Annotated in this window: 19 protein-coding genes; 10 read left to right on the top strand and 9 right to left on the bottom strand. The window is 51.6% G+C overall.

Features of this window, described 5'->3' with window-relative positions:
- Window positions 1-239: 239 nt before the first annotated feature.
- Window positions 240-1,856 carry an alpha-glucosidase family protein gene (locus tag KD147_RS01920; RefSeq protein ID WP_212546686.1) on the top strand — a complete coding sequence of 539 codons (1,617 nt, stop codon included), beginning with the start codon at window positions 240-242 and terminating at the stop codon, window positions 1,854-1,856.
- Window positions 1,857-2,086: 230 nt separating this feature from the next.
- On the top strand, window positions 2,087-2,323 hold the full coding sequence (locus KD147_RS01915) for a hypothetical protein (protein WP_212546685.1): 237 nt from the start codon (window positions 2,087-2,089) through the stop codon (window positions 2,321-2,323).
- Window positions 2,324-2,430: 107 nt separating this feature from the next.
- Here the strand turns inward: KD147_RS01915 and topA are convergent, their stop codons facing one another.
- A complete protein-coding gene (gene topA / locus KD147_RS01910; RefSeq protein WP_212546684.1) occupies window positions 2,431-5,082 on the bottom strand; it encodes a type I DNA topoisomerase in 2,652 nt (883 codons plus the stop codon).
- Between the two features lie 426 nt (window positions 5,083-5,508).
- Between topA and KD147_RS01905 the strand changes: the two genes are divergently transcribed.
- The gene (locus tag KD147_RS01905; RefSeq protein WP_212547032.1) at window positions 5,509-6,843 is read left to right on the top strand and encodes a dicarboxylate/amino acid:cation symporter; all 1,335 of its coding nucleotides are present in this window, start codon (window positions 5,509-5,511) and stop codon (window positions 6,841-6,843) included.
- A gap of 74 nt (window positions 6,844-6,917) precedes the next feature.
- Here KD147_RS01905 and sohB read toward each other — a convergent pair whose 3' ends face one another.
- Both sohB and KD147_RS01895 read right to left on the bottom strand, forming a co-directional pair.
- A complete protein-coding gene (gene sohB / locus KD147_RS01900) occupies window positions 6,918-7,934 on the bottom strand; it encodes a protease SohB (protein WP_212546683.1) in 1,017 nt (338 codons plus the stop codon).
- Between the two features lie 101 nt (window positions 7,935-8,035).
- A complete protein-coding gene (locus tag KD147_RS01895; RefSeq protein WP_212546682.1) occupies window positions 8,036-10,459 on the bottom strand; it encodes a VolA/Pla-1 family phospholipase in 2,424 nt (807 codons plus the stop codon).
- A gap of 199 nt (window positions 10,460-10,658) precedes the next feature.
- Here KD147_RS01895 and KD147_RS01890 point away from each other — a divergent pair, with 199 nt between their 5' ends.
- The gene (locus tag KD147_RS01890) at window positions 10,659-11,405 is read left to right on the top strand and encodes a YciK family oxidoreductase (protein WP_212546681.1); all 747 of its coding nucleotides are present in this window, start codon (window positions 10,659-10,661) and stop codon (window positions 11,403-11,405) included.
- A 77-nt stretch (window positions 11,406-11,482) separates the two neighbouring features.
- Here the strand turns inward: KD147_RS01890 and rluB are convergent, their stop codons facing one another.
- The 5 genes from rluB to rnm are packed head-to-tail and all read right to left on the bottom strand — an operon-like array spanning window position 11,483 to window position 15,292.
- The gene (gene rluB / locus KD147_RS01885) at window positions 11,483-12,352 is read right to left on the bottom strand and encodes a 23S rRNA pseudouridine(2605) synthase RluB (protein ID WP_105255476.1); all 870 of its coding nucleotides are present in this window, start codon (window positions 12,350-12,352) and stop codon (window positions 11,483-11,485) included.
- Window positions 12,352-12,939 (bottom strand): SMC-Scp complex subunit ScpB, encoded by a 588-nt coding sequence (gene scpB, locus KD147_RS01880; RefSeq protein ID WP_212546680.1) that lies wholly within the window; start codon window positions 12,937-12,939, stop codon window positions 12,352-12,354. Before scpB ends, rluB begins: the two co-directional genes overlap by 1 nt.
- Before the next feature lie 25 nt (window positions 12,940-12,964).
- Window positions 12,965-13,816, bottom strand: a complete 852-nt coding sequence (locus KD147_RS01875; protein ID WP_105255474.1) for a segregation and condensation protein A — start codon at window positions 13,814-13,816, stop codon at window positions 12,965-12,967.
- Window positions 13,813-14,433 carry an L-threonylcarbamoyladenylate synthase gene (locus KD147_RS01870; RefSeq protein WP_105255473.1) on the bottom strand — a complete coding sequence of 207 codons (621 nt, stop codon included), beginning with the start codon at window positions 14,431-14,433 and terminating at the stop codon, window positions 13,813-13,815. Before KD147_RS01870 ends, KD147_RS01875 begins: the two co-directional genes overlap by 4 nt.
- A 19-nt stretch (window positions 14,434-14,452) precedes the next feature.
- Window positions 14,453-15,292 carry an RNase RNM gene (gene rnm, locus KD147_RS01865; protein ID WP_105255472.1) on the bottom strand — a complete coding sequence of 280 codons (840 nt, stop codon included), beginning with the start codon at window positions 15,290-15,292 and terminating at the stop codon, window positions 14,453-14,455.
- Between the two features lie 510 nt (window positions 15,293-15,802).
- On the opposite strand from rnm, the gene KD147_RS01860 reads away from it, so the two are divergent.
- Genes KD147_RS01860 through trpA form a run of 6 tightly spaced genes read left to right on the top strand, consistent with a single transcriptional unit; the run spans window position 15,803 to window position 22,357 of the window.
- Complete coding sequence (locus tag KD147_RS01860) at window positions 15,803-17,410, top strand: anthranilate synthase component 1 (protein ID WP_212546679.1); 1,608 nt, start codon at window positions 15,803-15,805, stop codon at window positions 17,408-17,410.
- A complete protein-coding gene (locus KD147_RS01855) occupies window positions 17,407-17,997 on the top strand; it encodes an aminodeoxychorismate/anthranilate synthase component II (protein ID WP_105255470.1) in 591 nt (196 codons plus the stop codon). The genes KD147_RS01860 and KD147_RS01855 overlap by 4 nt, the downstream gene beginning before the upstream one ends.
- Window positions 17,998-18,000: 3 nt before the next feature.
- On the top strand, window positions 18,001-19,005 hold the full coding sequence (gene trpD / locus KD147_RS01850) for an anthranilate phosphoribosyltransferase (protein WP_212546678.1): 1,005 nt from the start codon (window positions 18,001-18,003) through the stop codon (window positions 19,003-19,005).
- Entirely contained in the window at window positions 18,998-20,362 is a 1,365-nt protein-coding gene (gene trpCF, locus KD147_RS01845; RefSeq protein ID WP_212546677.1) for a bifunctional indole-3-glycerol-phosphate synthase TrpC/phosphoribosylanthranilate isomerase TrpF, read from the top strand. Before trpD ends, trpCF begins: the two co-directional genes overlap by 8 nt.
- A 7-nt stretch (window positions 20,363-20,369) precedes the next feature.
- Complete coding sequence (trpB, locus tag KD147_RS01840; RefSeq protein WP_212546676.1) at window positions 20,370-21,554, top strand: tryptophan synthase subunit beta; 1,185 nt, start codon at window positions 20,370-20,372, stop codon at window positions 21,552-21,554.
- Window positions 21,554-22,357 carry a tryptophan synthase subunit alpha gene (trpA, locus tag KD147_RS01835; RefSeq protein WP_212546675.1) on the top strand — a complete coding sequence of 268 codons (804 nt, stop codon included), beginning with the start codon at window positions 21,554-21,556 and terminating at the stop codon, window positions 22,355-22,357. Before trpB ends, trpA begins: the two co-directional genes overlap by 1 nt.
- On the opposite strand, the gene KD147_RS01830 is transcribed toward trpA, so the two are convergent.
- Window positions 22,354-22,629, bottom strand: a complete 276-nt coding sequence (locus KD147_RS01830) for an HU family DNA-binding protein (protein ID WP_105255466.1) — start codon at window positions 22,627-22,629, stop codon at window positions 22,354-22,356. The genes trpA and KD147_RS01830 overlap by 4 nt on opposite strands.
- Between the last annotated feature and the right edge of the window lie 77 nt (window positions 22,630-22,706).

Here is a 22,706-nt window from a genome sequence, read left to right as displayed (position 1 = left end):
GCCCTAATCCAGTGCATTCTTATTGTTGCCCAAAAAGCAACTAAGCCGTGCACGATTAGCATTGGTAAGCTTACCCTTGGATTGATGACCCGCCCCAAGCGGAGTCCAAGAGAACTCCACCGCCTTACTCTATGCATACGTATCCAGCATGCATACGTATGCAGTTCTTTTACAAGTCTTTGCGGCTTGCCGTATTCTTTTCCCAGTTTAACTAATTAGGTTTTCATCTGGAGTGCGATATGGCAAACCCACAGTGGTGGAAAGGTGCGGTTATTTACCAAATTTATCCCCGTAGCTTTCAAGACACCAATGGCGATGGAATTGGCGATCTTCGCGGTATTATCAACCGCTTAGACTATATTAATGACTTAGGCGTGGATGCCGTGTGGATCTCGCCGTTTTTTAAGTCCCCCATGAAAGACTTTGGTTACGATATTAGCGACTACCGCGATATCGACCCACTGTTTGGCAACCTTGCCGACTTCGATGAGTTGATAGAAGAAGCTCATAAACGTGATATCAAGATTATTATCGATCAGGTGCTCAGTCATACCTCGGACCAACATCCTTGGTTTATAGAAAGCCGCGAAAGCAAAGACGCTGACTTAGCGGATTGGTATGTGTGGGCCGATGCCAAAGAAGATGGCACCCAACCGAACAACTGGTTATCTATTTTCGGTGGTCCGGCCTGGCAATGGGAGCCCCGTCGCGGCCAGTATTACCTACATAACTTCTTAACCGAGCAGCCGGATCTTAACTTCCACAATCCGGACGTACGTAAGGCGGTGCTTGATAATGTCGAGTTTTGGCTGAAAAAGGGAGTAGACGGCTTCCGTTTGGATGCCATTAATTTCTGTTATCATGATGCCCAACTAAGGGATAACCCGGCTAAACCGAAGGAAAAGCGTCAAGGTCGCGGCTTTAGCGAAGATAACCCTTATGCCTTCCAATATCACTATTACAACAACACCCAGCCAGAAAACCTTGAGTTTATGCGCGACATCCGTGCCCTGCTGGATAAGTACCCGGGTACAGTAGCGCTCGGCGAGATCTCTTCGGAAGACTCGTTAGCGACCATGGCCGAATACACCGCCGGTGGCGACAAACTGCATATGGGTTATAGCTTTGAGCTGCTGACCAATGACTACAGCAGCGAATACATACGCACCACAGTAGAGACCTTAGAGGCTCGTATGCTTGAAGGCTGGCCTTGTTGGGCCTTTAGCAACCACGATGTGGAGCGGGTTGCAAGCCGTTGGTCTGCAACCGGCGAAGTGCAGCCGCAGCAGGTGAAAATGCTCACCGCTATGCTCGCGTCCTTACGCGGTAGCGTGTGCATGTATCAAGGTGAGGAGCTGGGGCTGGGTGAAGCCAGCGTGGCGTTCGAGGACCTGCAAGACCCTTATGGCATTACCTTCTGGCCGAATTTTAAGGGTCGTGATGGTTGCCGTACACCGATGCCTTGGCAGGACGGCGAGCAAGGCGGTTTTAGTAGCACTAAACCCTGGTTGCCGTTGAGTCCTGCACACCTGGCAAGCAATGTGGCCACGCAGCAGCAAGATCAAGACTCCATGTTAAATGCATACCAAGAGTTTATGCACTGGCGCCGTAGCCAAAGCGTGCTGCTTGAAGGTGATATCACCTTTATTGACAGCAATGAGCCAATTTTAGCGTTTCAACGAGAGCACCAGGGCGAAACTCTGCTGTGTTACTTCAATCTGGCAGCACATAGCGCACAGATCACCGTGGAGACACAACCGGCAAAAGAGTTTAGTGAGTTAAGCCATCACACCGGCTCCCTTGAGGGAAGCACCCTTACCCTGCCCGGCTTCGGCTGCTGGTTTGCCGCGCTTTAAGTACGCTTATAAAATTCACAGTTACAAGCGTTCCTTGTTAAAGAGCACCATGCGGTGCTCTTTTTTTTTGCCTTCCTAACAGCAACCGCAGTTACGGCGATTTAATTTATCCTGACGATAAAAATAACTCACTTCTCTAAGTGCCAACACTGGGCTAAAAATACAGCCATGTTGAATGGTTCAGCTCAGAGCTGCCAAGGCAACTATATTAATTCCTAGAGGATAAGAATATGAAATGCCAACTTTTAAGTGTGTTATTTGCTATTAGCTTAAGCAATGCTTACGCCAGTGATGATTTACCAGTCGCCCCCGCGGAGACTCTCAAGGAGTACACGCAGATGTGCCTAGACTGGGCCAAGGAAGATGACATCGACGAGCAAGGCTTGTATCAGTACGTTTTGGACTGCGTCAACGACGAGTTGACCTCTGCCGGCTACCAAACGGTAGAGAAAGTGGATATCAAATAACCACTTAGCTTATTCATAGCAAGCGCTTTCAAACGCTTGCTATAAGCCTAGGGGAAAATAAAAAGCCGCCTCAACTTAGTTGGGCGGCTTTTTTATATGCTTAAATCTTATTTGGCTTTTTTAGCAGCGGCTTTTTTCTTTTCTTCAACCACCCACTTGCCATGCTCGTAGGTTGCCTTCCAGCCCGTTGCCTTACCATCGACCTCGGTCATCACATACTGAGACTTGGTTTTACGGCTAAAGCGTACAATCGCCGGATTACCGTCCGAGTCTTCTGCAGGCGCATCGGCCAGGTAATAAAACTTAGGCGAAATTCGGTCGCGGAAACGTTGCAGCTCTTCCACCTTAGGTGCTCGTGTTTCCCTTGATTTCGGGAAGGTCGAGGCGGCCAGGAATATTCCGGCGGCACCATCACGCAACACAAAGTAAGCGTCCGATTTCTCGCAAGGTAATTCCGGCAAGTGCACAGGATCCTCTTTTGGTGGCGCTGGCTCGCCGTTTTTCAACAGCTTACGAGTGTTTTTACACTCTTCATTGGTACAGCCAAAATATTTGCCGAAACGACCGTTTTTCAGCTCCATATCGCTGCCGCATTTATCACATTCGATAATGGGGCCGTCATAGCCCTTAAGCTTAAACTGGCCTTGCTCAATGATATAACCACTACAGGCCGGGTTATTACCACAAACATGGAGTTTGCGGTTTTCATCGATCAGGTAGGAGTCCATCGCGGTTTCGCACTTAGGACAACGTTTCATCTGCATCAGGGTTGATGTTTCTACGTCTTCGACCTCGTCGGCGTTTACCGCTTCCTCACCTGGGGTCAGGTTCATGGTGGTGGTACAACGCTCCTTCGGCGGCAGGTTGTAACCGGTACAGCCTAAGAACACCCCTGTCGAGGCGGTGCGAATACCCATTTTACGACCACAGGTCGGACAATCGATATCGGTTTCCACCATCTGGTTTTGACGCATCCCGCCTTCGGCTTCATCGCCACTGGCAATGCTTAACTGACTGCGAAAGTCCTCGTAGAAATTATCCAGCACCTGAGTCCACTGACGTTCGCCCTCGGCGATATCATCGAGGCGCTCTTCCATCTTCGCAGTAAAATCGTAATTCATCAGCTCGGTGAAGTTCTCAAGCAGACGATCGGTGACGATTTCACCCATTTTTTCGGCGAAGAAGCGACGGTTTTCAACGCGCACATAGCCGCGGTCCTGAATGGTACTGATAATGGCGGCATAGGTCGAAGGACGGCCAATACCACGCTTTTCAAGCTCTTTAACCAGACTGGCTTCGCTAAAGCGCGCCGGCGGTTTGGTAAAATGCTGCTGTGGATCGAGCTCGACTAGCGACAGCTCATCACCGACTGTCAATGCCGGTAGCGCCTGCTCTTCTTCGTTCTTTTTGCGTACCGCGGGTTGCACCCGTGTCCAACCGTCAAAGCGCATTACTCGGCCCTTGGCTTTAAGCTCAAAGTCGCCGGCCTCAACGCGAATGGTGGTTAAGTCGTACTGTGCTGGCACCATCTGACAGGCTACAAACTGGCGCCAGATCAGCTCATAGAGCTTCTTGGCATCGGCATCGACGCCTTCAACGTGTCCTGAAAGCACCTTAACATCGGAAGGACGAATCGCTTCGTGCGCTTCCTGGGCATTGCCCTTGGCGCTGTAGATATTGGCTTTTTCCGGTAAGTAATTGGCACCGAAGTTGTCATTAACATAATCGCGACACATGTTGATGGCGTCTTGCGACAAATTGGTCGAGTCGGTACGCATATAGGTGATGTAACCGGCTTCGTACAGACGCTGCGCCAACATCATGGTTTTCTTTACGCCATAGCCTAGGCGCGTACTGGCGGCCTGTTGCATGGTCGAGGTAATAAAGGGTGCACTTGGGCGGCTTTTGCTCGGTTTTTCTTCTACTTCGCTGACCACATAACGCGCGTCTTGTAGCAATGCCGTAGCGGCATCGGCCTGTTCTTTATTAACAGGTTTGAATGCCTGACCTTGTTGTTTGCTAACCAACAAACGCAACGCTTCTTCTTTGGCACTTACATCGGCATGGATATCCCAGAACTCTTGCGGGATAAAGGCCTTAATTTCACGCTCGCGCTCAACTAACAAGCGTACCGCAACGGACTGCACACGACCGGCAGACAAGCCACGGGCGACCTTTTGCCAAAGCAGAGGCGACACCATAAAGCCCACCACACGGTCAAGGAAACGACGCGCTTGCTGCGCTTGTACCATGTCGGTGTTTAGCTCGCCGGGAGCAGAGAAGGCTTGTTGAATGGCGTTTTTGGTGATTTCGTTAAACACCACACGCTTATATTTGTCTTTATCGCCACCGATGATCTCTTCCAGGTGCCAGGCGATGGCTTCCCCTTCTCTATCCAAATCGGTTGCGAGATAGATTTCATCGGCATCTTGCGCTAGCTTTTTCAGCTCCTGAACCACCTTCTCTTTTCCGGGAAGGATTTCATAATGGGGCTGCCAGCCTTTTTCCGGGTCGATGCCCATGCGCGCAACTAGGTTTTGGTAGTCTCGCTTCTTTTTATATGCCGCCTTTTCCTCCGGCGCCATTTTTCGTACTTCTGCCGGAGACTTACCTGCAGGTGCTTTGGCTTTACCCGAGCCAGACGTTGGCAAGTCACGGACGTGACCAACGCTGGACTTAACGATGTAGTCCTTACCCAGGTATTTATTGATTGTTTTTGCTTTTGCAGGAGACTCTACAATGACTAGCGATTTGCCCATAATAGCCTAAGTTGACCCATCTCTTGTATGTAATGACTGCCCTTGTCCTGGGCACGAATAAATATAGGTATATCTACTATCACCCATTGTTACAAGCTTTAAGACTAAACTTTTATCCAATCAGTGATTTTTTAACCAGCGCTTGCTGCGCTTTTAACCAGGGGCGAATTATGTAAAATAGCGGCCGCTGGCAAATTCGGGGCAAATATATAGGAATAAAAACAAAATTGCCAACCGCGACCCCTCCATTTACCACTAAAGGTGAAAAAAGGCCTGTTTATTGGCTGTTCACCGCCTAACAAAACGTTTCTGACAGCCTGCTTAATTAGCGCGCATATTGATAAAAAGTTATCGTTTTTCGCTGCATTAAAGCCGGTTCGCTGATAGGCTATAGCAAAATTATTATAATGAAGTTGAATGTTACTTATGTCTTCACAAGGTTCATTAAGCCTCACCACACGCATTATGCTGGGTATGGGACTGGGAGTATTTGTTGGCTTCCTGTTCAAATTCATACTCGGCGGTGAACAAGAGTTACTGCTTAATTTAGGGCTTTTCTCCCTGCCGGTAAAAGCATTTTTCGTCGATGGATTGCTCCATATAGGCGGGCAAATCTTTATCGCCAGCTTAAAAATGCTGGTAGTGCCCTTGGTGTTTGTGTCATTGGTTTGCGGTACCTGTAATCTCAGCGATCCAAAGACCCTGGGGCGCCTAGGCGGCAAATCCATCGTCATGTATCTTGCCACCACCGCCATCGCCATTACTGTCGCCATTACCCTGGCTCTGCTGTTTAACCCAGGTGAAGGCATTGCCCTGCCCCATGATGCTAACTTCGATGCCAAGCAGGCTCCGACCCTGGCGCAGGTGATTATCGGTATGTTCCCGACCAATCCAATCGATGCCATGGCCAACGGTAACATGCTGCAGGTCATCGTGTTTTCATTGCTTTTTGGTGTCGCTATGGCACTGAGCGGCGAAGCAGGACAGCGCCTTAGCGCGATTTTCGAAGACCTAAATAATGTCATTCTTAAGCTGGTAACTCTGCTTATGAATATCGCCCCATACGGGGTGTTCTGTTTGATGGCGAAATTATTTACCACCATTGAAATCGGTCTAATTTGGAGCCTGGCAAAGTACTTTGGCATCGTTATTGCCGCACTGCTTATTCATGCTTTGGTAAACTATTCGATTATATTCAAACTCTTTACCGGTCTGAGCCCGGTTAGGTTCCTGGCGCAAATGAAAGACACCTGTTTGTTTGCATTTAGTACCTCAAGCTCTAGCGCAACCATGCCGGTGACCCTTGAAACGGCAACCAAAAAGCTCGGTGCCAGCAACTCGGTGGCTTCTTTCACCGTACCATTGGGCGCGACCATCAATATGGATGGCACCGCCATTATGCAAGGTGTGGCTACCGTATTTATTGCCCAGGTGTTCGCCGTTGATCTCAGCATTTCAGACTACCTAATGGTTATTCTTACCGCGACCCTGGCTTCGGTAGGCACCGCGGGTGTGCCCGGTGTCGGCCTTATTATGCTGGCCATGGTACTGAACCAGGTGGGTCTGCCGGTAGAAGGGATTGCCTTGATCATAGGCGTTGACCGCCTGTTAGATATGACCCGTACCGCGGTGAACGTCACCGGAGACTGTATGGTGACCTGTGTAGTAGCCAAATCAGAAGGCCAGCTCGATGAAGCCGTGTTTAACGATTTAGAGTCGGCGAAAGAGCTCGAAGAATACAAGCCTAAGGCACAGAGTTAACGCCGCTGGCTAATGACTCTCGCCCGTAAAAAAGCCTCGCTATCCGCGAGGCTTTTTTTATGCAGGTTTTAAAATTAAGGTCTTAACCCTTTGCTTTTACTCCAAAGACGCAGGCCCAGGTGCTCTATGGTGATGGCAAAGTTTTTCGCCACCTTCTCGGCCAAACCTTTTTTCTGTTTATAGGTTACCTTGTAGGTCTGATAGTCCTTCACCAAACTCAAAAGCTCGTCATCGCTGGTCCTGATCCTATCCACCAAACCCTTGTTTTGAGCATCCAAAGCGAACCAATGCTCACCGGTGGCCACTTGCTCCATATCCAGGGTGGGACGATGGTGGGCAACAAACTGTTTAAACAAGACATGGGTTTGTTCGATTTCTTCGCGAAATTTTTCTCGACCCGCATCGGTATTCTCACCAAACAGAGTGAGGGTGCGTTTATATTGACCCGCGGTGATCTGTTCAAAATCAATATCGTGCTTCTTCAATACCTTATTAAAGTTGGGGATTTGCGCGATCACGCCAATGGAACCAACGATGGCAAAAGGCGCGGCAATAATCTCATCGGCCACACAGGCCATCATATAGCCGCCGCTAGCGGCAACCTTATCTATGGCCACGGTCAGTTTAATACCTGCATCTTTCAGGCGCTGTAGTTGCGATGCGCCTAGGCCATAGCCGTGTACCACGCCGCCGCCGCTTTCCAAGCGCACCAACACCTGATCCTTTTCTTTATCCGCCAAACTAATAATGGCGCTCACTTCCTGGCGTAGGCACTCCACCTCATGGGCATCCATTGAGCCTTTAAAGTCAATCACATAGAGCCTGCCTTTAGGCTCTTTATCCGCCTCTTCCTTGGCCGCCTGTTTACGCTCTTTATTAAGTATCTTCAGCGCCTTTTTATCCAAAGTATTGTCTAGGAAGTCATCCTTTATCTGTTTCATTTCCTTTGATAAATCATCAACTTCTAAAAAGCCAGGTTTACTTTTTGGCTTTGCCGCGGCGCCAACAATAAGCGCAATCACCACGCCTATGGCTAACACTATGGTCAGGGCTTTAGCCAAAAAAAGGCCGTATTCGAATAAGTATTCCACTGAAATTCCTCTTAAATTAGGTATGCAGGCAATGTAACACAGCGCACAGGCATAAAAAAAGCCGCACCCTAGGGTACGGCTTATCTCTTTACTAAGTAGCCTTATTGAGCAATCACAGAGGTATCTGTGATAGGCAACACCGTGCCCTTGGTTGCCAAATAAGTAGCAAACTGACGCTGCATTTCAGCGTTTGCAGCAGCACTGCTTTGCGCATTTTCCTCAGCCGAAGAGCTCAAACTGGCCGACGGATCAGGTGCTGGCGTTAATAACGAACCATGATGACCTTTGGCAAAGCGCACCAGATAGCTCGCCGGCTCCGGTGTCATTTGCATGTCGGTAGCCACAGTGGCACCCATCAATAATGACAGTGGTATAGTACCGGCAATCGGGTTTGTTGCCACCTGCACAGGAACCACGGTATCGGGTTTTGTTGTTGTGCCATCCCCAACAACCGCAGTTGTTAGCACAGGTGTGCCCTGGGCATTGACACGCATTGCATAGTTGGTCGGATCACCTGCGTCGATAATGGTCTGCGCCGCAAATGAAAATTCACCTACCAATCCTTGAATGCTCGCCAGGCTGGCGCTGTCGCCCATGGCTTGTAGCGAAGCCAGGAAGGCCTGATAACTACAGGTTACATAGGCTTCTTGATTTTCTACATACTGAGCACAGCTGGCCAGGGCACCGTCTTGCAAGAAAGCATTAAAGGTGGCCGATTCTGCCGTTCCTGCACCTAGCAATACCGAGCCCTGGATAAAGGGTCCGAAGGTGTCGGAGTTAAGCAAGATGCTGACTGCTCCGCCACCGCCACTGCTTAGCGCTGCGGTATGAACCTTGAATAACGGGTCTACCTGAGGTGCCAGCGGCGTATTAGTTGTTGCCAAGAACGAAGGTGACACGATGGAGCCCATGGAAATAGCCCCCAGACTCACGTCTTGGGCGTTTAGCTCAGGGTCGCCACTGAAGTTTAAAGCCAAACGCAGACCTAATAGGTCCGCCGTTGACTGGCGTACATTATCACGGCCTACTAATAATGATTGCAGGTTCATATAGGCCAGAATAGAGCCAGTGGTAGCATTGAAGTCGTCTTTACCATCATGGTCAACGTCAATACCGCGCTCACCGTGCGCCGGTAAATCGATGGCCACGGTTGCCAAGCCTTGTAGGCTAAGCGCACCAGACAGCGCCAGCATATCTTCTTTTTGACGGGTAATGCCGTGTTGTAAGATAACCACAGGCCAGCCGCCTTCAGGCATGCTCATCGCTGGCAACCCTAACTGACCACGAATGGCATTAAGGGTAGCCAAATCGCTCGGCTTGGTGATTTGCACCGGGATATTGGCGTAACTTTGTACTTTAGGGATCTTGTTGTATTTGGTGAGGTGACGCTTATCATCAAGACCAAGATCGCGCAGCAGGCCGCCACTTAAGGTGTGACAAAATCCGTCTTCGACAGTTAATGGCTGTTCTGGGAAGGCTTCACCTACTTCAGCTTTGTAAGCCATGACCGCTACGGCATTGTCACAGGCGCCCTGCCAGTATATGTCTTTTAAATCGCTAAGCTCGGTACCTTGTGGCGTCTTAATATAATTAGGAAGTACCACACTCCCCTTTTCATAACTGACCGCGTTAAACATCACCGGAACATTCTGCATCCCTTGTGACGCGAACACCTGACCCACGGTGATCAGCGGCTGTTCCGGAATTTGCACCGCAGGCGTCGGCAGGCTTGGCTCTTGCAATGAGGCCGCCAGGATACCCTTAATGGTATTGAGGATCTCACCAGCCGATTGCATGGTCATGGCCGCCGAATAGATAATATCGTCTTTATTTAAATCGGTGCTGCCGACAATGACATTCTCATAGCTGTTCAGCACGGCTTGCAGAGATTTTTGCTCGGGAGTCACCAGCGGCTCTTCACCGCTTGCTAGAGCATAGGTTGACGATGGCGCGATAGAGCGACCTTCGCTGTCTTTAAGACCCGTCGTCAATACGGTGATGTAAGAGCGACCTTGAGTAAAAGGTTTCAACGGCACCACGGCAACCGCATCGCCGCTGCCCTGAGTAATAAAATCTACGCCAAAACTTAATTCTTTAACAAACTCACAGGCAATGCCAGCAGGCACGGCAGCACAGGTTTGCGAGCTTTGATCTGCGCCCATCACCACTTCAAAAATACGCACGCTTCCTGGGGTAGCCGCCGAGGTTGCGTCCAGACTTACACCGTCTGCGAAGCTTAAATCGATTTTAAAGGGGGTTTGCGTTGACCAACCGTCCAGGGCACCTAAGGCCAGCTGAGGGCTGCTGTAATCATCTCCCTCGCCAGGAATCGCTAACGTACCATCTTGAGTGCCGCCAAAAAGCAGGTCGTTAGGAACCGACACCTTGCCGTTACTGGGGTCAAAAACCACGGTGGATTGCGGGATTACAGTCGGGGTCTCAGTTTTGATTTCTTCGAGCGTGTCTTCGCTGCCACAGCCAGCGAGAGCAGAAGCTACAGCGAGAGAAAGTAGCATTTTTTTCATTGTGTTGGCTCCAAACCTATTCTTATTGTTCTGCGCAAATAATGTTAATCAAAAGGATAGAAAATCGTTAATGACACATTAGACCAGTTTAACTTATCGTAAACAGGTACGTTTCGCTACTTAAATTTGTAATAAATCACTTACTTGTTTATTGACTGTGGTAAAATCCCGCAAAAATCATGCACTGGGTGCTACAGTTATGCAAAACTACAATGCAAGTGCGAATGCATTAGACCAAAAAGTAATCCTTGTTACGGGTGCAGGTGATGGCATTGGCCGTGTCGCCGCCCTATCTTACGCTAAACACGGTGCCACCGTGATCCTGCTGGGTAAAACCACCAAAAAGCTGGAAGCCGTGTACGACGAAATCGTCGAAGCCGGTTACCCGCAGCCGGCGATTGTACCTCTTGATTTAAAAGGTGCAACCAAACAAAACTATCGCGACCTGGCTGCCACCATAGAACAGCAATTTGGCAAGCTTGATGGCCTGTTAAACAACGCCGGTATTTTAGGCTCTCTGGGTCCCCTTGAGCATTTCTGTTCATCGACCTTTGAAAGCATTATGAAGGTCAATGTCACCGCTCAGGCAATGTTGACCAAAGCCATGTTCCCGGTTCTGCGTAAGGCGCCACATGCGTCGATTATCTTTACCTCATCGGGCGTAGGCCGCGAGGGCCGTGAGTTTTGGGGTGCCTACTCTATCTCGAAATTCGCCACCGAAGGCATGATGCAGACCTGGTCTAAGGAAGTGGCTAAAACCAATATCCGCATCAACTGCATTAACCCGGGCGCAACGCGCACCAGCATGCGTGCCAGCGCCTTCCCGGGTGAAGACAGAGATAAATTGGCCACCCCTGAAGATCTTATGCCGACTTACCTTTACCTGATGAGCGACGACTCAATCGGAGTAAATGGTCAATCGCTGGATGCGCAAACAAAAAAGTAAGCCACAATTTAATTTGGCTTAGACATAAAAAACGCCGTATTACACGGCGTTTTTTATTCTTTGCGGTTGCATGCAGCTTATCTGCGTTTCTTTTGCTGCTGCACTCGTTGATTGTGCTTTTTCACCGCTTTGCGAATACGGTTCACCTGGGCGCGCTTGTCCTTACGCTTGGGCTGCATCTGCTCAACGGTCAGCTTGGTTTGCTTCTCTGGACGCAGGCCAACACTCTTACGCAAATAGTTTACTCGGCCTAACTCCAGCTCTACCCAGCCGCCTTGCGGCAAACGCTTATCCAAATCCAGCTCACCGTAACGTACGCGAATAAGACGGGATACTTCCACGCCCTGTGATTGCCACATGCGACGCACCTCACGGTTACGACCTTCGCTCAGGGTGACGTTAAACCATTTGTTGATTCCCTCGCCACCCATGGGTTGAATGCTGTGAAAGCGCGCCGGGCCGTCATCAAGCTCGACACCCTTGGTCAGGGTACGCAAGGTGTCATTGGTGACATCACCAAACACACGTACCGAGTATTCACGTTCAATTTCATAACTTGGGTGCATCAGGCGGTTGGCCAATTCACCGTCGTTGGTGAACAACAACAGGCCCGAGGTATTGATGTCCAAGCGACCGATGGCAATCCAGCGATCACCCTCTACACGTGGCAGGCGGTCAAATACGGTGCGACGGCCTTCCGGGTCTTTACGGGTACACAACTCACCCTCGGGCTTATGGTACATGAGCACGCGGCAAATACGCTCAGCCGGTTGCTCAATCTTGACGATATGACCGTCAACACGGATCACCTGGGTCGCTTCAACCCTATCGCCCAAGCGCGCCACCTTGCCGTCAACGCTGACGCGATTGGCTTCGATGTACTTTTCCATCTCACGACGGGAGCCAACACCGGCACGGGCTAACACTTTTTGTAACTTTTCATTCATTAAGATGGTTCTCTCACAGAAGGATCATGTAATAGCTTTTCAATCTGGCTTTGCTGTTGCGCCGGTAAGGGCGGCAATTGCTCCAGGCCAGATAAAGAAAAATAGTCTAAAAATTCATTGGTGGTCGCATACAGAGCCGGCCTACCCGGTACTTCTTTATGCCCCACTACTTTTACCCAGCCCCGCTCCTGCAGGGTTTTGATGATATTACTGGCCACGGTGACACCCCGTACCTGCTCTATCTCACCCCGGGTAATGGGCTGGCGATAAGCGATAAGCGACAGGGTTTCAAGTAACGCCCGCGAATACTTAGGAGCGCGCTCCACAAACAGCTGACTAAGCCAGGGGCTAAGGCTGCTACAAGCCTGAAAACGATAGCCGGAACCCACCTGAACCAGACGAATACCGCGGGTTTGATAATGGTTTTCGATGCTTTCCAGTGCCTGGTTTAGCCGCTTGGGCGTCACGCTGATATCACTGAGTACGGTTTCTTTTAATTGTTTTTTTGTCAGTGGTTGTGGTGATACAAAAATAGCCGCTTCTACAAGCTCGACCAGTTGCTCATCACTAATACGTCTGCTGCTCATGACTGCACCTCCGTCGCAGCGGCTATTATGGCAGAGCCTCGGCCGAAGGCAAAGGAGAAGATGCCGCGTCTTGAGGTTTTAGGCGCACATGAATAAGCGCATCGCTAGTAGCCTGCTGGCATAAAATCAGCCCCTCTTTGGTCAGCTCTAAAATCGCGATAAAGGTGACGACAACGCCGGCGCGGCCCTCGGAGACGGTAAATAAGGCATGAAAGTCAAGGTAGCCCGGCGCCTGTTGCAGTCGCGCTAGGATATCGCTCATGCGCTGACGAGTAGACAAGTGCTCAGGACTAATATGATGATGCTCAAAGGTTTTTGCTCGCGCCATAACATCGCTCAGGGCCAACATAAGGTCCTGCATGGCGACATCGGGGAACAGCGGCTCGGGTTTTGCCTGCTCGTCGACCAAGGCATGGGCGGTAAAAATATCCCGCTCCAGCCGGGGGATTTCGTCAAGGCGCTCGGCGGCCTTTTTAAATTGTTCGTATTCTTGCAAACGACGCACCAGCTCGGCACGGGGATCTTCCTCGTCCTCCCCCAGCTCCTGGTGCACCGGCAGCAACAGCCGTGACTTAATTTGCGCCAGCAGCGCCGCCATCACCAGGTATTCTCCCGCCAACTCAAGCTGAAACTCGCGCATCATCTCCACATACTTCATGTATTGCTCTGTGATGCTAAACACCGAGAGTTCCAGCACATCGAGCTTGTGCTTTTTGATCAGATACAACAGCAAGTCGAGCGGGCCTTCAAAGGTCTCCAACACCACCTCTAAGGCATCCGGGGGAATATACAAGTCCTCCGGCTTTTCTATTACGGCTTCACCGCGAATAAAGGCCAGAGGTAATTTTTGTTGCTGGGGGGCGAGTTGCTCTGTCATTGAAATGGACTTGGGTCGCCACAGCCGACGCGCAACACCTCGATCTCATCCTCAGACATATCCACCACAGTGGTGGCCTGCTCGCTTAAATAGCCGCCGTGAATAATCACATCCACCTGTTTTTCCAAACGCAGGCGAATCTCATCCGGGTCCGACTCGGTAAATTGCTCACCGGGTAAGATCAGCGAGCAGCTCATCAAGGGCGCGCCGAGCTCTTCTAATATGGCCTGGCTGATAGGATGGTTGCTGACGCGAATACCTATGGTTTTCTTTTTTTCATTTAGGACTCGGCGCGGAACCTCTTTGGTGCCTTTTAAAATAAAGGTATAGGGCCCTGGGGTATTGTTTTTAATGAGGCGGAACATCTGGTTGTCGACTCGGGCATAGGTGGCAAGCTCGGATAAATCGCGGCACATCAGGGTAAAGTTATGGTGCTTTTCGATGCCGCGAATGCGGGTAATGCGCTCCTGCGCTTGTTTTTCACCGAGCTGACAGCCAATGGCATAACCAGAGTCGGTTGGGTAGACCACCACCCCACCTTGGCGAATAATGTCCACCGCCTGTTGAACAAGGCGACGCTGCGGGTTTTGCGGATGGATATGGAAAAACTGACTCATTGCTATCCTTGGTATTAATTTAAGCGTGTGACTGCCAGCGTTGCCATACGCCTTCACAGTCTTTTGGTAAGTATAGGTTCTTTCCTAATTCTATGTAAGGTAAAGGGAAATGGAAATCAGAACCCTGTGAACCTAAGAGCCCATGCTCGCGCGCCAACTGGCCCAAAAACTGCCGCTCGCAAGGCGCCTGCTGGGTTTGTGCCACTTCCATGGCATCACCGCCAAGGGCGCTAAACTCGCCAATGAGCTTACGCAACCACTTGTTTGACATCTTGTAGCGCCCGGGATGAGCCAATACCGCCTGACCGCCGGCGCTGTGAATGGCGTCGATAGCCGTGCCCATATCGCACCAGGTGCTTGGTACATAACCTGTGTTACCGCGGCTGAGGTATTTTTTAAACACCCCCTGCATGGTTTTCGCCGCCCCCTGTGCCATCAGCACCCGGGCAAAATGGGCACGGGTTACCTGAGCTTTTTCGGCCAGCGCCAGGGCCTCTTCATGGGTATTTTCAAAACCGGCCTTATCGAGACGCTCACCTATTTTAGCGGCACGTTCTCTGCGTTTTTGCTGCTGTTGACCGAGCAACTCATTGAGTTGTTCTGTTTCTGTGTCGACCTGCAAACCAACGATATGAATTTCAAAACTATGCCAGCGGGTGGAGATTTCAACCCCAGGCACTAAGGCCAGGGGCAGGTCCAACTCGCGAATGGCCGCCTGCGCCGGAGCGATGCCGGCCAGGGTGTCATGATCGGTCAGGGCCAATACATCCACGCCCTTGTCTGCGGCGCGCTGTACCAACTCAGTAACGCTAAGCTTGCCATCGGAAAATTGACTGTGGCTGTGGAGATCATACTTCAACGCGGTTATCCCATTCGGTCATACTGTTAACTCCAGGCCAGTGTACCATTTTATGCCGGACCTTGGGGCAACAAAGTTTTCTTTGTACTTTTATGCCCTTCGGGGTTGACACCAATGCCGAGGTAAGTTTTACTAATCGGCACAATTAATCGGTTCTAATAAGTAATAGATTATGCGCTCAGCAAAACTAATTCATATCACTTGGTGGTGGCACTCGAACTAGCGGGTGGGATTAGTCGTGGCTGTGGCCAGCAAAGAACTGATAACAAACCCGCCCATGCAGCGGGTTTTTTTGTAACTAAATTTGGTAACTAACAATGATTTTTACTCAGTCTAAGCATATTAACATTTGGTGGTGGCACTCGAGATAGCGGGTGGGCCTAATCGTGGCTGAGCAATTTTCAAACCCGCTGCTTATTCTTAAGTTAGCGGGTTTTTTATTATGGAGCGTTTAAAACCAAAACATCGCGTTTTAAGCCTCTGAAAATACTAGGGAATGAGGACCTTTTTATGATATTTAGTCACATCTCGACAAACGCCGGGCAAGTGACCAGCATTAGTCAGCGGCGGGATTATATTCCGTCCGCGCTAAGCCTGTTCGCCAAACTGGACAAGCACAATGCGCTGTTGCTGGAGTCGGCGGAAATCGACTCCAAAGCCAACTTGAAAAGCCTGGTGCTCGTCGATGCGGCGCTGCGTATCGAGTGCAACGGCAACCAGGTACAAGTCAAGGCACTGTCCAACAATGGCGCCCAGTTGCTGCCTTATCTGCAGCAACAACTGCGCGACGCCCAGACCGAGTTACACCAAGATACCTTGAACATAGATTACCCGGGCGTTGACCAAAACCTGGATGAGTATGCCAAGCTCAAAGCTGCCAATGCATTTGATGCGCTAAGACAATGTATCAAAGGTATCCACAGCAACGGCGATAATCCCTTCTCGATCTTTCTTGGCGGTGTCATGGGCTATGACATGGTCGCCAATGCGGAGGATTTACCCAGCGTTCCAAGCAAGGAAAATACCTGTCCCGACTATGTTTTTTACCTTGGAGAAACCTTAGTGGTCATAGACCATCAACAACAAAGCACTGAAATCATCGGCAATGTCTTTAATGGCCCCGAGGTTCACGCCAATTGTTTCGAAGTAGGACAGCAGGTTGAGCGCCTTAATGCACTGTGTGACGACCTGAACCAATTCACGCTAGCGAGCACACCCAATCCAGTAGCGCCAAGCCAGGCTCAGGTCGATATCGACGATGCCCACTTTATGGCCCAGGTCAGTCAATTGCAGCAACACATTATCGATGGCGATATTTTCCAGGTCGTGCCATCGCGCACCTTTACCCTGCCCTGCACCGATCCTTTGGCCGCCTATGCCAAGTTGAAGGAGCAAAACCCCAGCCCTTACATGTTCTATCTGCGTGATCAAGATTTCAGCCTGTTTGGCGCTTCGCCGGAGTCGGCGCTTAAATATTGCGCCAGCAGTAATCAGGTTGAAGTCTACCCCATTGCCGGCACTCGGCCGCGCGGCAAAAATACCGATGGCAGTATCAATCTCGACCTCGACTCACGCATCGAGCTGGACTTACGTAATGATACCAAAGAGCGCGCCGAGCATATTATGCTGGTCGACTTGGCTCGTAACGACGTGGCCCGTATCAGCCAAGCCGGCACCCGCTATGTTAAGGAGTTGCTTAAGGTCGACCGCTACTCCCATGTGATGCACCTGGTATCTCGCGTGGTCGGTCAATTGAAGGAAGACTTGGATGCCCTGCACGCCTATCAGGCCTGCATGAATATGGGCACCCTGGTCGGCGCCCCCAAGGTCAGTGCCGCCCGCCTAATTCGTGAGGTGGAGCAAAAGCGCCGCGGCAGCTACGGCGGCGCCGTGGGTTATCTTACCGGCGATGGCTCCATGGACTCCTGTATTGTGATCCGCAGTGCCTTTGTTAAAGACGGTTATGCCCATGTGCAAGCGGGCGCAGGCGTGGTTTATGACTCCAACCCGCAAAGCGAAGCGGATGAAACCCGAGCCAAGGCCGGCGCTGTGCTCAGCGCCATCGCGGCTAGCCAATCGGCCAACCAAGTGGCAGGTAACCAGGAGACAAGGGCATGAAATATAAGATTTACTTCTTAGATAATGTCGACTCATTCAGTTACAACCTGGTAGATGAGTTTGCCCAGCTAGGACAAGACCTGGTGGTCTATCGCAATACGGTCGATGCCGAGAGCATTTATCAGCGCATGTGCGCCGAAACCCAGCCGGTAGTGCTGGTGCTCTCCCCCGGCCCGGGCGCGCCAAACGATGCCGGTTGCCTGATGGCGTTAATTGAGTTGTGTCGCGGCCAATTTCCCATGCTGGGCATTTGCCTTGGCCAGCAGGCCCTGACTCAGGCCTATGGCGGCACTATCGGTCACGCCAAGGAAACGGTGCACGGTAAGTCATCGGCTATTTCCTTGGCTCCACATCTGGCGTTTAGCGGTTTTGGCGATACTTTAGTGGTGGCCCGATACCACTCCTTGGTAGCAACCAGCGTACCGGCTGAACTTGAGGTGATCGCCGACTATGACGGTATGACCATGGCCATTTGCCAGGGGCAGGATAAGGTGCTCGGGTATCAATTCCATCCGGAGTCGATCCTCACGCCCAATGGCGCCCAGTTGCTGCGCCAAAGCCTAGACTATTTAACCGCTAAGGAGTGAGCCATGGACGCACTAACCCAACTTTACCAACAACAGGACCTGAGCTTTGCACAAACCCAGGCGCTCTTTAACGACATTATGCAAGGGCGTATGGATGATATTACCCTGGCAGCCCTGCTTACCGCGCTCAAAATCAAAGGTGAAAGCAGCGAAGAAATCGCCGGTGCGGCGGCTGCCATGCGCGCCAATGCGGTGCCCTTTCACACCCAAGCCACGGACTTAATCGACAGCTGCGGTACCGGTGGCGATGGCGCCAATACCATCAATATCAGTACCACCGCCTCATTAGTGGCGGCTGCCTGCGGCCTAAATGTGGTCAAGCATGGCAATCGCAGTGTCTCCAGCAACAGCGGCTCGTCCGACTTACTTACAAGTCTGGGCGTCAATATTAGTATGACCCCAGAGCAGGCCGCCAACTTGCTGGAACAAACCGGTTTTACATTTTTATTTGCCCCTCTGTATCACAGTGGTGTAAAACACGCCATGGCGGTGCGCACCACCTTGAAAACCCGCACCCTGTTTAACCTGCTTGGCCCCTTGGCTAACCCGGCTAAGCCTCAAGCGCAACTGCTTGGCGTGTACGACCCGGCCTTGTGCCTACCCATGGCGAAAACCTTGATGCAACTCGGTTGCCAGCGCGCCATGGTAGTGCACGGCAGTGGTACCGATGAAATTGCCCTGCACGGCGACACTAAAGTCGTAGAGCTAAATGATGGTCAGTTACGCGAATATACCCTGACCGCAAATGACTTTGGTCTCCCCCACTTTAGCCTGGATGAGCTAAGCGGTCAGGGTCCAGAATATAATGCCCAGGCGGCCCGTGCCATTTTCGCCGGACAAGGAAGTGATGCCCATAACGCCGCCATCATTGCCAATGTCGCCGCCCTGCTGGTTATCAATAATAAGGCGGAAAACTTTAAGGACGCCGCCGAGCAGGTGCGCCAAGTCCTGGCTAGCGGCCAGGCACAACACACACTTAACGCCATTATCGAGGTGAGCCATGGCTAATGTTTTAGAGAAAATCGTCGCCGACAAGCGCATCGAGGTGGAAGCGCGTAAACAGGCGCGCCCGCTGGCAACTTTTAGCGCGCAAATCGAGCCAAGTCGCCGTGATTTTTATGGCGCCCTAAGCACGGCGCCGACCAATTTTATTCTCGAGTGCAAAAAAGCCTCGCCCTCAAAGGGCTTGATCCGTGAGGTGTTCGACTTAGAGGCCATCACCTCTGTGTACAAGCACTATGCCAGTTGCATCAGCGTACTGACCGATGAAAAGTATTTTCAAGGCAGCTATGACTACCTTGCCAAGGTGCGATCTCTGGTAGAACAACCCCTGATCTGTAAGGACTTCTTTATCGACCCCTACCAGGTTTATCTGGCGCGCCTGTACGGCGGCGATGCCATTTTACTCATGCTGTCGGTACTCGATGACGATACCTATCAAGAGTTGGCCGCACTGGCGCACTCGCTGAATATGGCGGTGCTAACCGAGGTCAGTAACGAAAAAGAAGTGACTCGCGCCCTGGCGCTAGATGCCAAGATTATCGGCATCAACAACCGCAACCTCAGGGACTTGAGCACGGACTTGGCCACCACGGAGCGCCTACGGGCACTTATTCCTGAAGCTACCCTGGTGATCTCCGAGTCCGGCATCTACAGTCATCAGGATGTTAAGCGCCTAAGCCCACTGGTCGATGGCTTCCTGGTGGGCAGCTCGCTGATGGCCCAGGCGGATTTAGAAGGCGCCTGTCGCAGTCTGATTTTTGGTGAGAACAAGGTCTGCGGCCTGACCCGCACCCAGGATGCCGAGGCCGTGTACCAGGCCGGTGCCTATTATGGTGGCCTTATTTTCTACCCGGGCTCGCCCCGTTATGTTGATATAGACTGTGCCTCGGCCATCGTCGACAGCGCGCCGCTGCGCTATGTTGGGGTGTTTGTCGATGCCGATATTGCGCAGGTCAGCGAGTACGCCAATCGCCTTAAATTAGCTGCGGTGCAGTTACATGGTCATGAAGATGAGGCTTATATTCGCACCCTGCGTAACACCCTGCCCCTGACCTGCCAGATCTGGAAGGCCCAGGCGGTGGCCGACACCCTCCCCGTGGGTATTCAAGGGGTGGACCGAGTGCTGTACGACACCTATAGCAAAACGGCCAAGGGGGGCACCGGCGTGCAATTTGATTGGAGCTTACTCGGGGGCGCCACTGCGCCCTATATGCTCGCCGGCGGTATTCAGGCCGACAATATCCAAAGCGCCCAGCAAAGCCGCGCTCTGGGCTTAGATTTAAATTCCGGGGTGGAGTCCTCACCCGGGAAAAAATGTATTAATAAGATTAACGCTGCCTTTGCGGCAATACGGAATTACTGAGGTGGTTATGAAAAATCCAGCCTATTTTGGCGACTTTGGCGGCATGTATGTGCCGCAACTTTTGGTCCCGGCGCTTAAGCAGCTAGAAGATGAATTTAACAAGGCGCAACAGGATGCCAGCTTCCAGGAAGAGTTTTGCTCATTGCTGAACGAATATGCCGGCAGGCCAACGCCACTAACCCTGACCCGCAACCTGGTCAAAAACCCTAAGGTAAAGCTCTACCTTAAGCGAGAAGATCTGCTCCATGGCGGCGCCCATAAAACCAACCAGGTGCTTGGCCAGGCCCTGCTGACCAAGCGTATGGGCAAAAAAGAAGTGATAGCGGAAACAGGTGCCGGTCAGCACGGCGTGGCCACGGCCCTCGCCTGTGCCTTACTGGGCCTTAAATGCCGTATTTATATGGGTGCCAAGGACGTTGAGCGCCAACAGCCCAATGTGTTTCGCATGCGCTTAATGGGCGCCGAAGTGATCCCCGTCACCGCTGGCTCCGGCACCTTGAAGGATGCAGTCAATGAGGCGCTGCGCGACTGGTCTGCCAACTATAAAACCGCTCACTACCTGTTGGGCACGGCGGCGGGACCACACCCCTTCCCGACGCTGGTGCGCGAATTCCAAAAAATGATCGGCGAAGAAGCCAAGCAACAGGTGCTGGCCGCAGAAGGTCGTTTGCCGGATGCGGTGATCGCCTGTGTTGGCGGTGGCTCTAATGCCATTGGCATGTTTAACGACTTTATCGATGAGCCTAGCGTCAAATTGATTGGCGTTGAGCCTGCGGGTAAGGGATTGGACAGCGGCGAGCACGGTGCCACCTTGTGTAAGGGCACCAAGGGTGTGCTGCACGGTGCCTACACCTATATTATGCAAACCGAGCAGGGGCAAATTGAAGAGTCCTACTCGGTATCCGCAGGCCTGGATTACCCTGCTGTGGGACCGCAGCACGCCTATTTACATGAAACCGGGCGCGCCCAGTATGTGGGAATAACCGATGACGAAGCCCTGGATGCCTTTAAGGCATTGGCCCGCAACGAAGGGATTATTCCCGCGCTCGAGTCCAGTCACGCCCTGGCCTACGCCTTAAAATACGCCGAGCAGCAAGAGCAGGACACCATTTTAGTGGTGAACCTCAGTGGTCGCGGGGATAAGGATCTAACCCATGTCCACAGTGTGTTACAAGCAAAAGGAGAGCAGTAATGAATCGCTATAGCACCACCTTCGCCAATCTAAGTGCCAACAACGAAGGTGCCTTTGTACCCTTTGTCACCATAGGCGATCCCAACAAGGAGCAAAGCCTGGCGATTATTAAAAGTCTGATCGATGGCGGCGCCGATGCGCTGGAGCTGGGCATTCCCTTCTCCGACCCTATTGCCGATGGTCCGGTGATACAACAGGCCAATATTCGTGCCTTGGCGGCGAATATCGATACCGATGCCTGCTTCGATATCATCAAGCAAGTGCGCGAATACAACGCTGAGATTCCCATCGGCCTGCTGCTTTACTCAAACCTGGTGTTTGCCAAGGGCATAGAAAACTTCTACCAGTTGGCCAAGGACGCGGGTGTGGACTCCATTTTGGTTGCGGATGTGCCTTTGCATGAGTCCAAGGTCTTTCGCCGTGCGGCGATGAGCCAGGGCATAGCGCCTATTTTTATCGCCACGCCCAATGCCGATGATGACACCTTGCGCCAATGTGCCTCCTATGGCCGCGGCTACACCTATTTGCTCTCTCGCGCCGGGGTCACAGGCACAGAAACCAAAGCGCAGATGCCGCCCCAGGAGTTAGTCACTAAGTTGAGCGAGTATCACGCCGCTCCAGCCTTGCTGGGCTTTGGGATCAGCACCCCTGAGGATGTAAGGCAAGCACTGCAAAGTGGTGCTAGCGGTGCTATTAGTGGCTCGGCCGTGGTTAAAATCATTGCCCAGCACCTAGATGATGAAGCGGCCATGTGCCAGGCACTGCGTGAGTTTTGTCGTGAAATGAAGGCCGCGACCCGTTAAGCTTGTAATCGGTCTTTAAGTGCCTTGGCGCACTTAAAGGCCACCTTGTTTTGCCCGGTAATTTCGATTTGTTCGCCGGTTTGCGGGTTACGGCCCATCTTGGTCGGATGATAGCTCAAAGAAAAGTTGCCAAACTTGGGAATAAACACCGCATCCCCTTCATGCAGTGACCGGCTGATGGCCTTGACCATGGCCGTTAGCGCCGCGCCGCATTGCTTTTTTGTTAAACCGCTGTGTTGCCCCATGGCATCAATAAGCTGTTTTTTATTCACTTGAATCCCTACTAAAAACTTTAAAGGCGCGCAGCCTAAAAGCGCCGGCTGTAAATGTCAAACACAGCCTTTATCCT

The sequence above is a fragment of the Pseudoalteromonas sp. BDTF-M6 genome (assembly GCF_018334135.1).
GTDB lineage: Bacteria > Pseudomonadota > Gammaproteobacteria > Enterobacterales > Alteromonadaceae > Pseudoalteromonas.
The sequence above is the reverse complement of the archived record's forward strand: the minus strand, read 5'-3'. Positions and strand labels throughout refer to the sequence as shown.